The 1,709-nt window shown below is 41.5% G+C and carries 2 protein-coding genes; both read right to left on the reverse strand.

Going from position 1 to position 1,709, the window contains the following annotated elements; translation table 11 throughout:
* Positions 1 to 226: 226 nt before the first annotated feature.
* The gene (locus tag ACFIMG_RS06940; RefSeq protein ID WP_375679362.1) at positions 227 to 427 is read right to left on the reverse strand and encodes a helix-turn-helix transcriptional regulator; all 201 of its coding nucleotides are present in this window, start codon (positions 425 to 427) and stop codon (positions 227 to 229) included.
* Positions 428 to 562: 135 nt separating this feature from the next.
* A partial coding sequence (locus ACFIMG_RS06945; RefSeq protein ID WP_375679363.1) for a tyrosine-type recombinase/integrase occupies positions 563 to 1,709 on the reverse strand: 1,147 nt, incomplete at its 5' end.

Below are 1,709 nucleotides of genomic sequence, written 5' to 3' on the forward strand. Positions count from 1 at the left end.
TCCATTTTTAATGGATAAGCTAGGCAGCCTATCATCATGAGCAGGGCAACGGGCTGTTCCATAACGCCCATGCCAAACCCCGCGCAAGGCACAAGTAATACCCCGCGCATTCTTAAAAGAACACATCATTGTAAATCCTATAACGTTGCGTCATAGGACGGATTGTGCTATCTCTAGATTGATGAGTTTGAGAAAGCCTTGTCCGTCCTTACGTGACAAGGTTTTTTTATGCCGCGTCATTTTGACGTTGCTGTTTCGCTTGCTCGATTACATTCAAAAGATCTGATTGTAACCAACGCGATAAAAAACCAAATTTTAAGGGTTTTGGTAAAGAGCCATTGGTAACATGGCGCCGGAATGTTGAGACACTCATATGAAGCAATTTTGCACTTTCACGGTCTGTTAAAAGACTATCATTTTCTGTCATTCTAAAATCCTTTCATAATAAAAAAATGGTAACAAATCATGCCTATTTATTAAGCACATTTTGGTTCATTTTTGAAGGTATTTTATTTATAGAAAACAATATTTTATCATATAAATTCTCATGTGATAANATATCTTAAGATTGACCAGTGACATAAGCGGCCCATTTATCCATATAAACACGGCGCTGTTCTAGATAGTCAGTGCGACGATAGGAGCGCTCTACTTGTCCTCCTACTGTATGACTTAGAATGGTTTCAGCGACCTCATAGGGGGCATCGGTTGTTTCTGCTAGCCAATCGCGTAAACTAGAGCGAAAACCATGGGGGCAGGCTTCAATTTTATTTTTTCTCATATACGCCGCCATCATCGTATGTGAAAGAGGACCACGACCGGTAAGTGAAAAGATGAAATCACTTTTAGAGATACAGCGGGCTTGTTCAATTACTTTTATTGCTTCAGATGATAGGGGCACGCGAAACTCTGTTGTGGCATCACGCTTGCCTTTCATATTCTCAGCAGGGATTGTCCAGATATCATCTTCAATCTGATCTTCACGAATATGACGCAAAGGATTGCTACGAACCCCTGTAAGGATAAGCAGACGCAAAGCTAAATGTTTTATAGTTGTTGTTTTGCAGAGAAATTGGTAAAAAGCCGGCACATCTCTCCAATCCATGGCTGGAAAATTTTGCGTTTTATGACGTTGTTTGCCTAAGAGAGCTTTTGCTTTTTCTACTGCTTGTAAATCAACATCTAACCCTAATGCAGCCGCATGTTTGAGACAAAGATTAAGACGCATTAGTGCTGTTCGAGCAGTTCCAGCTTTTGTATGCCAAATAGGGGCAAGGGTATCGCGTATCTCTGTTTGCGTAATCTCTGAAACGGGGAGGCAACCTAATTTGGGGAGAATATGGAGGCGTAAATGTAAAAACCAATTACAAGACTCACCATCATTTTTTAATTCAGCTTTACGGCTTTCAAAAGCATCTAGAGCAATATCTTTTAAATAATGGAGATTGCGCATTGCCTCACGCTTTTGTTTGTTGCGTTCTTTAATAGGGTCACGCCCCTCACGTAAAACAGCCCGCCACCTAGTTGCCAATTCACGGGCTTGTTTTAAAGAAACATCTCGCAAGGCACCCAAGCCCATTTCGCGGCGCCGACCATGAATGGTATAACGATAAAGCCATTGAGCACCACCATCTTTACGCTTATGAAGTAACAAGCCAGCACCATCATTATATTTGCCAGCCCCCAATGTTGCGACAGATCTTGCATTA

The organism is Bartonella sp. AP11XZML, from assembly GCF_042196445.1.
Lineage (GTDB): Bacteria > Pseudomonadota > Alphaproteobacteria > Rhizobiales > Rhizobiaceae > Bartonella.

Bases quoted from the DNA above. Each gene is read 5' to 3' on its own strand.
- ACFIMG_RS06940 (WP_375679362.1), bottom strand. From the start codon at position 427: ATGACAGAAAATGATAGTCTTTTAACAGACCGTGAAAGTGCAAAATTG.